Genomic DNA, 8,432 nt, shown 5'->3' on the forward strand with positions numbered 1-8,432 from the left:
CTCCCGACAAACGTTTCGTTGGCGCAGATACGAAAACTCCCGCCAAAAGCGGGAGTCCTCGAGTGACCGGCAGGCGCCGGAGTGCCGAACCAGAGCGCCTCAGGGGCGATCGTCGACGGTGTCCTTGGCCTGCGGCGGGATCAGGTCCTCGCTGGTCAGGTTCAGCCAGATCAAGACCACGTTGGCGATGTATATCGACGAGTAGGTACCCGCCATTACACCGACGAACAGAGCGATGGAGAAACCGAACAGGTTGTCGCCGCCGAAGAACAGCAACGCGGCGATGGCCAGCAGCGTGGAGACCGAGGTGGCGATGGTGCGCAACAGGGTCTGGCTGGTGGAGATGTTCAGGTTCTCGATCAGACTGGCCTTGCGCAGCACGCGGAAGTTCTCGCGCACCCGGTCGAAGATCACGATGGTGTCGTTCAGCGAGTAACCGACCACCGCCAGCACCGCGGCGAGGACGGTCAGGTCGAAGGTCACCTGGAAGAACGACAGCACGCCCATCACGATGATCGCATCGTGCACCAGCGAGAGGATCGCGCCGAGGGCGAACTTCCACTGGAAGCGGAAGCCGACGTACAGCAGGATGCCGCCCAGCGCCAGGAGCATGCCGAGGCCGCCCTGGTCGCGCAGCTCTTCACCCACCTGCGGGCCGACGTACTCGACCCGCTTCAGGTTCGCCGGGTTGCCGGTATCGGCCTGCTGCAAGGCGGTAGCGACCTTCTTGCCCAGTTCCGGGTCCTCGCTGGGCATCCGCACCAGCACGTCGCGGGCGTCGCCGAAGCTCTGCACCACGGCGTCCTCGTAGCCGGCGCCGACCAGTTGACCGCGCACCTTGCCGAGATCGGCCGGTTGTTCGTAGGTCAGCTCGATCAGCGTACCGCCGGTGAAGTCGAGGCCGAAGTTGATGCCCTTGGTGAACCAGCTGCCCAGGGCGATGACGGTCAGGATCAGGGTGACGGCAAACGCGATGTTGCGGATGCCCATGAAGTTGATGGTACCGATCTTGATATTCATCTCAGTCCCCTTAGATCCACAGCTTCTTGAAGTCACGCCCGCCGAAGATCAGGTTGACCATTGCGCGGGTGACCATGATGGCCGTGAACATCGAGGTGATGATGCCGAGCGACATGGTCACGGCAAATCCTTTCACCGGGCCGGTGCCCATGGCGTAGAGGATGCCGCCGACCAGCAGCGAGGTCAGGTTGGCGTCGAGGATCGCGGTGAAGGCACGGTTGAAGCCTTCGTGGATCGCCCGCTGGACCGACATGCCGTTGGCCAGCTCCTCGCGTATCCGCGAGAAGATCAGCACGTTGGCGTCCACCGCCATGCCCATGGTCAGCACGATACCGGCGATGCCCGGCAGGGTCAGGGTCGCGCCGAGGACCGACATCAGCGCCACCAGCATGACCATGTTGAAGGCCAGCGCAACGGTGGCGATCACGCCGAAGAAACGGTAGATGACGATGATGAACAGGGACACGAAGAGCATGCCCCAGAGCGACGCATCGACACCCTTGGCGATGTTGTCCGCCCCCAGGCTCGGGCCGATGGTGCGTTCTTCGGCGAAGTACATCGGCGCAGCCAGGCCGCCGGCACGCAGCAGCAGGGCCAGCTCGGAGGACTCGCCCGGGCCATCGAGGCCGGTGATGCGGAACTGGTTGCCCAGCGGCGACTGGATGGTCGCCAGGCTGATGATCTGCTTCTCTTCCTTGAACGCCGGAACCGCGACCTCCTTCTCGACGCCATCGACCATCTGCTTGGTGTAGCGGGTCACCGGCTTCTGCTCGATGAACACCACCGCCATGCTGCGGCCGACGTTGTTGCGGGTGGCGCGGTTCATCAGCTCGCCGCCATGGCCATCCAGACGGATGTTCACCTGCGGGCGGCCGTTCTCGTCGAAACTGGCGCTGGCGTCGGTGACCTGGTCGCCGGTGATGATCACCCCGCGCTCCAGCGGCACCGGCGGACGGCGCGGCTCGCGGAACTCGAAGGTCTCGGTGGCGGACTTCAGGGCGTCCGGCTCGGCGGCCAGGCGGAATTCGAGGTTGGCGGTCTTGCCGAGGATCCGCTTGGCTTCCGCAGTGTCCTGCACGCCCGGCAGCTCGACCACGATGCGATTGGCGCCCTGGCGCTGCACCAGCGGCTCGGATACGCCCAGCTCGTTGACCCGGTTGCGGACGGTGGTGAGGTTCTGCTTGATGGAGTACTCGCGGATTTCCGCCAGTTTGGCCTGGGTCAGGGCGACACGCAGGACCTGCAGGCCGTTGCGCTCTTCGGGCACGACCTCGAAATCGCGGAAGTCCTTGGCGATCAGGCTGCGCGCCTTGTCCAGGGATTCGCTGTCGGTGAAGCCGAGCTGGATCGCGCGATCCTGGATCGGCAGGCTGCGGTAGCGCACGCGCTCCTTGCGCAGCAGGCTCTTCACTTCGCTTTCATAGACCTTCAGGCGGGCATCGACCGCCTTGTCCATGTCCACTTCCAGCAGGAAGTGCACGCCGCCGGACAGGTCCAGGCCGAGCTTCATCGGGCTGCCGCCCAGCTTGCGCAGCCACTCGGGAGTGGTCTGGGCCAGGTTCAGCGCCACCACGTAGTCGTCGCCCAGGGTCCGGCGCACCACTTCCTTGGCGGGAAGCTGGTCGTCCTGCTTGACCAGGCGGATCAGGCCGCCCTTCTTCGACAGGCTGTCGGCCTTCACCGCGATACCGGCGTCGGTCAGCGCCTTGGCAGCGCGGTCGACATCGGCCTGGGTGACCTGCAGCGCCGTGCTGGCGCCGCTGATCTGCACCGCCGGGTCGTCCGGGTAGAGGTTGGGTGCGGAATAGATGAACCCGACGGCGAGGACCGCCAGGATCAGCAGATATTTCCACAGAGGATACTTGTTGAGCATGACACCGCCCGTTATGACGCGGGGCGCCTTGCGCGCCCCGTCATGTGTTTAGGTGAAAATCAGATCGCTTTCAGGGTGCCTTTCGGCAGGGTCGCGGCAATCGCGGCCTTCTGGAACTTCAGCTCGACGTTGTCGGAAACCTCGACGACGACGAAATCGTCGGCGACCTTGGTCACCTTGCCGGCGATACCGCCGGAAGTGACGACTTCGTCACCTTTTTGCAGGTTGCCCAGCAGGTTCTTGTGTTCCTTGGCGCGCTTGGCCTGGGGACGCCAGATCATCAGGTAGAAGATGACCAGGAAACCAACCAGGAAGACCCACTCGAAACCGGTGCCGGCCGGGCCAGCGGCTGCCGGAGCGGCTGCGTCGGCGTAGGCAGCGGGAATTAGAAAGCTCATGTAGCACTCCTGTCACAAAGCAATAGAGTTGGATAAAGGAAAGTCAGGCATCCAGCGGCGGCGTGGGAAGGCCGCGCTTGGCATAGAAGGCATCGACAAAGGCGGCCAATGTACCCTGTTGGATTGCCTCGCGCAAACCAGCCATAACCCGCTGATAATGCCGCAAGTTGTGGATGGTATTGAGCATGCTACCGAGCATTTCCCCGCACTTGTCCAAGTGGTGCAGATAGGCGCGGGAAAAATGTTTGCAGGTGTAACAGTCGCAGGTCGGGTCGAGCGTGGAGTCGTCGTGCTTGTGTACCGAGTTGCGGATCTTGATCACCCCGCTGTCGACGAACAGGTGGCCGTTGCGCGCATTGCGCGTCGGCATCACACAGTCGAACATGTCCACGCCGCGGCGCACGCCTTCCACCAGGTCTTCCGGCTTGCCCACGCCCATCAGGTAGCGCGGCTTGTCGGCCGGCATCTGCGGCGGCAGGAAATCGAGCACGCGGATCATCTCTTCCTTCGGCTCGCCCACCGACAAACCACCGATGGCCAGGCCGTCGAAGCCGATCTCCTGCAAGCCATCCAGCGAGCGCAGGCGCAGGTCCTCGTGCATACCGCCCTGGACGATGCCGAACAGCGCCGACGGGCTATCGCCATGGGCGATCTTCGAGCGCTTGGCCCAGCGCAGCGACAGCTCCATGGAGCGCTTGGCGACGTCATGGTCGGCCGGGTACGGCGTGCATTCGTCGAAGATCATCACGATGTCCGAGCCCAGGGCGCGTTGCACCGCCATGGACTCCTCCGGCCCCATGAAGACCTTGGCGCCGTCCACCGGCGAGGCGAAGGTCACGCCCTCCTCCTTGATCTTGCGCATGGCTCCCAGGCTGAACACCTGGAAACCGCCGGAATCGGTGAGGATCGGGCCTTTCCACTGCATGAAGTCGTGCAGGTCGCCGTGGCGCTGGATCACCTCGGTGCCCGGGCGCAACCAGAGATGGAAGGTGTTGCCGAGGATGATCTGCGCGCCGATGTCCTCGATGTCGCGCGGCAACATGCCCTTCACCGTGCCGTAGGTGCCCACCGGCATGAAGGCCGGGGTCTCGACCACGCCGCGGGGGAAGGTCAGGCGGCCGCGACGGGCCTTGCCGTCGGTCGCCAGCAGCTCGAAGTTCATGAAGCTCATGGATCAGTCCTCGGGTCCGCGGGGCGCGGGATTGCGGGTGATGAACATGGCATCACCGTAACTGAAGAAGCGATAGCCCTGCGCCACCGCCGCGGCGTAGGCGGCCATGGTCTCCGGGTAGCCGGCGAAGGCCGAGACCAGCATCAGCAGGGTGGATTCGGGCAGGTGGAAGTTGGTGACCAGAGCATCGACCACATGGAACGGCCGGCCCGGGAAGATGAAGATGTCGGTGTCGCCGCTGAAGGGCTTCAGCTCACCGTCGCGTGCCGCGCTTTCCAGCGAGCGCACGCTGGTGGTGCCGACGGCGACTACCCGGCCGCCGCGGGCCCGGCAGGCGGAAACCGCGTCCACCACGTCCTGGCCGACCTCCAGCCATTCGCGGTGCATCACATGGTCCTCGATACGCTCGACACGCACCGGCTGGAAGGTACCGGCGCCGACATGCAGGGTAACGAAGGCGGTATCCACCCCCTTCGCGCGGATCGCCTCGAGCAGCGCCTCATCGAAGTGCAGGCCGGCGGTCGGGGCCGCTACCGCACCGGCGCGCTGGGCGTAGACGGTCTGGTAGCGCTCGCGGTCGGCCGCATCGTCCGGTCGGTCGATATAGGGAGGCAACGGCATGTGCCCGACCCGCTCCAGCAAAGGCAGCACAGGCTCGGCGAAAGCGAGTTCGAACAGGGCGTCGCGGCGTTGCAGCATCTCCGCGCTGCCACCGCCTTCGACGAGGATCCGCGTACCGGGCTTGGGCGCCTTGCTGGCGCGTATGTGGGCAAGCACCCGGTGCTGGTCGAGCACGCGCTCGACCAGGACTTCCAGCTTGCCACCGGACTCCTTCTGGCCGAACAGGCGCGCCGGGATCACCCGGGTATTGTTGAACACCATCAGGTCGCCCGGACGCAGGTAGTCCAGGAGATCGGCGAATTGTCTGTGGGCGAGGGTTCCCGTCGGGCCATCCAGCGCCAACAGGCGGCTTGCGCGGCGTTCAGGCAGGGGATGACGGGCGATCAGGGCCTCGGGCAAGTCGAAATGAAAATCGGCGACACGCATGGGGAGACTCTCGAAAGGCCGCGTAGCTTACCGGAAATGTGTTTTCCCCGCCACGAACCCGATTGACCAACGGTAGGCGCCTCCCTATACTGCGCCGCCATTGCCTCGGTGGCGGAATCGGTAGACGCGGCGGATTCAAAATCCGTTTCTGGCGACAGAGTGAGAGTTCGAGTCTCTCCCGAGGCACCATCCTGACTTCCCAAGCGTTTCCAGGGGGAGCACAGGACAGCAGAGAAACCGGCCTTCGCGCCGGTTTTTTGTTGTCCGCGATCTGGCTGATCCGGCCTGCAAATAAAAAAAGGCAGCGCTGGAGTCGAGACGCTGCCTTTTACCCGAGCTGCTGTCTTCCCAGCTCGGCGAAAAAAATCTACCACAGCCGACGCCAAAAAGAAGCCCCGCGGATGCGGGCTTCTTGTCGCGCCAGGGGCGGTTTGCACCTGTTCGGTCTGCGGGTCTTTTGCTCATCCGTGACGAATAAGCTGGCAGCTCGCCCCTGGCGCGGGACTTTCAGCCGCTAGCCTCGGTCCGCCGGCAGTTCGACGACGGAAGCCCCCTGCCCTTCCTGCACAGTCAGGCTGGAAAGCAGACTCTCCAGCGGCATCGGCCGGCCGATCAGGTAGCCCTGCAGGTAATCCACCCCGCGGGCGGCCAGGTAGTCACGCTGCTCGGGGGTCTCCACGCCTTCGGCGACGATATCCAGGTCGAGCTTGGCGGACAGCTCGACGATGCTGTCGAGAATATGCCCGGAAAGGGTATCGATGCCGATGCGGGCGACGAAGCTCTGGTCGATCTTCAGGCAGTCCACCTGGAACTTGCGCAGGTAGGCCAGGCTGGAATGTCCGGTGCCGAAATCGTCGATGGCGATCTTCACTCCCAGGGCATGCAATTCGTCGAACAGGCGGTCGGTGACTTCGCTCGACTCGATCAGCTCGCGCTCGGTCAGTTCCAGGACCAGGGTGATGTGCCCGGGCGGAAACGCCGCCAACAGCTCGCGACAGTCGTCCACCAAGGCCAGTTCGTGGCAATGGGTGGCGCTGATGTTGAAACCGATGTGGAAGCCTGGCTCCAGCTTCCCGGCATGCCCGCCCAGGTCTTCCGCGACCTGGCGCATCAGCGCGCGCGTCATCGGTACGATCAGTCCCGAGCGCTCGGCGAAGGGGATGAACAGGTCGGGCCGGATCAGTCCCTCGCGCGGATGACGCCAGCGCATGAGCACCTCGACGCCTATCCAGCGTCCGCCCTGGCCGGGACTCAGCGGCTGGTAGTAGGGAATGAACTCGTTGGCCTCCAGGGCCCGGCGCAGTTCGCTGCTGGGCGAGGCGACCCGTCTGGATAGCCAGTAGCACAGAGTGCCGGCCAGCAGTCCGAAGAACAGTAGCAGGCCGAACATCGCCGGGTTCTGCGAGCGGATCGATCGCCACTCCTCGCCCTCGGGGAAGCCCGACAGCACACGCAACGGATAACGCTGCGAAGCGAGCGATACGGCGGCGACCTCATAGGTGGGCGGCGCGTCGCGGTGAGTGCGGCCCTCGGCATCCAGCCAATTGGGACCAACCACCAGCACCTGGCGGCTACGTCGGTCGACGAGGTCCAGCACGTAGCTCAAGTAGCGCCCGTCGATCGCCGCCAATACCCCGCGCTTGCCGTCGGAGTCCCGCAGGACCAGCAGCGCGGCGTCCGGCGTGACCTGGTTGCCGGGCATCAGCAAGAGGCGTCCGTCGACATAGTTCTCGATCCGCACCGGCTCGTCGAAGCCGCCGAACAACGACGTGCAATAGATCGTATTGTCGCGCGTCAAATTGACCGAGCGCACGAACGGCATGATCGCCACTTGCTCGCGCAGCGCCAGCTCGGCCTCGGGACAAGGGCGCCCCGCCACCGGCATGACCTTGCGCGCCGCCAACGCAGCGTTGTCGAGCATCCGTTCGAACTGCCGCACCGCATTCCCGGCTGCCTGCTCGGACGTCTCCTGGAGGCTTCGCTCGGCCTGCCAGTAGAGGATGAGCAGCCCCAGGACGATCGGCATCACCCCGACCAGCACGGACAACGACAGCCGGAGCGCCTTTCTCCTGGCTCGCTTCACCGGAATCGGCATAGAAAAGACTCGTAATGATTGGGGTCTGCGCAAAGACTAGAACAGCCGGGGAAAAGCGTTGCCCGGGTGGGCGGCGCAAGCTGCGGATGGACGTATAATCCCCGGCTTTGCCCCGCACGGAACACGCCGATGCCGAAACACATGCTTTCTCCCCAGGGCGACTATGCCCCTGCCGGTCTGGTCCGCCGCCTGGCGGCGATGTTCTATGACTTCCTGCTCTGCGTGGCGCTGATGATGGTGGTCACCCTGGTCTACCAGCAAGGCATCCTTCGACTGATCTACGGCAGCGATCACCTGCGCGAACTGGCCGACCGCGGCGCGCTGATCGGCGACCCGCTGCTCTCGACCCTGCTGGTGTTCGCCCTGTTCGGCTTCTTCGCCAAATTCTGGACCCACAATGGCCAGACCCTGGGCATGCAGGTCTGGGGCCTGCGCGTGCAGAACCGCGACGGCAGCGCCATCAGCCTGCTCCAGGCGCTGCTGCGCTTCATGATCGCCATCGCCTCCTGGCTGTGCCTCGGCCTCGGCTTCCTCTGGATGCTCTGGGACAAGGACAAGCGTACCTGGCACGACCGCTATTCGGAGAGCCAGGTGGTCAGGCTGCCGAAGAACACTCACAAGAAGTGAGCGAAACAGGTCCGCAGAACGCGCTGTTTTCGCCTTCGTCGCGCCGGCGGCCAGGCCGCTGGATCCCCGCCCGACGTGAAAAGTGTCTAGTCCTGAAATAGGTTTACACCTGCTCAGGTAGGCCGATAGGTCTCAAAGCGCCCGATGCACCGCATCGGGCGTTTTGTTTTTCAGGGCCATGTGAGGCCGCTCTGTGTTGTA

The 8,432-nt window shown here is 64.4% G+C and carries 7 protein-coding genes and 1 tRNA gene; 2 read left to right on the forward strand and 6 right to left on the reverse strand.

What is annotated here, in order from left to right; all coding sequences use genetic code 11:
- Positions 1–99: 99 nt before the first annotated feature.
- From secF to queA, 5 genes are read right to left on the reverse strand one after another with little or no spacing between them, the layout of a single operon-like run.
- A complete protein-coding gene (gene secF, locus AC4OR5_RS04305) occupies positions 100–1,020 on the reverse strand; it encodes a protein translocase subunit SecF (RefSeq protein ID WP_003092852.1) in 921 nt (306 codons plus the stop codon).
- 10 nt (positions 1,021–1,030) lie between these two features.
- On the reverse strand, positions 1,031–2,893 hold the full coding sequence (gene secD, locus AC4OR5_RS04310) for a protein translocase subunit SecD (RefSeq protein ID WP_034083473.1): 1,863 nt from the start codon (positions 2,891–2,893) through the stop codon (positions 1,031–1,033).
- 59 nt (positions 2,894–2,952) lie between these two features.
- The gene (gene yajC, locus AC4OR5_RS04315) at positions 2,953–3,291 is read right to left on the reverse strand and encodes a preprotein translocase subunit YajC (RefSeq protein WP_003092856.1); all 339 of its coding nucleotides are present in this window, start codon (positions 3,289–3,291) and stop codon (positions 2,953–2,955) included.
- A gap of 43 nt (positions 3,292–3,334) precedes the next feature.
- Positions 3,335–4,453 carry a tRNA guanosine(34) transglycosylase Tgt gene (gene tgt, locus AC4OR5_RS04320; protein WP_003100607.1) on the reverse strand — a complete coding sequence of 373 codons (1,119 nt, stop codon included), beginning with the start codon at positions 4,451–4,453 and terminating at the stop codon, positions 3,335–3,337.
- Positions 4,454–4,465: 12 nt separating this feature from the next.
- Complete coding sequence (gene queA, locus AC4OR5_RS04325; RefSeq protein WP_058160175.1) at positions 4,466–5,509, reverse strand: tRNA preQ1(34) S-adenosylmethionine ribosyltransferase-isomerase QueA; 1,044 nt, start codon at positions 5,507–5,509, stop codon at positions 4,466–4,468.
- A 102-nt stretch (positions 5,510–5,611) separates the two neighbouring features.
- On the opposite strand from queA, the gene AC4OR5_RS04330 reads away from it, so the two are divergent.
- A tRNA-Leu gene (locus tag AC4OR5_RS04330) sits at positions 5,612–5,698 on the forward strand.
- A 325-nt stretch (positions 5,699–6,023) separates the two neighbouring features.
- Here AC4OR5_RS04330 and AC4OR5_RS04335 read toward each other — a convergent pair.
- Positions 6,024–7,604, reverse strand: a complete 1,581-nt coding sequence (locus AC4OR5_RS04335; protein WP_058160174.1) for an EAL domain-containing protein — start codon at positions 7,602–7,604, stop codon at positions 6,024–6,026.
- 129 nt (positions 7,605–7,733) lie between these two features.
- On the opposite strand from AC4OR5_RS04335, the gene AC4OR5_RS04340 reads away from it, so the two are divergent.
- Positions 7,734–8,231, forward strand: coding sequence for an RDD family protein (locus tag AC4OR5_RS04340; RefSeq protein WP_003110924.1), 498 nt, complete (start codon positions 7,734–7,736; stop codon positions 8,229–8,231).
- Positions 8,232–8,432: the final 201 nt, after the last annotated feature.

It is taken from the genome of Pseudomonas sp. YA1, assembly GCF_058680555.1.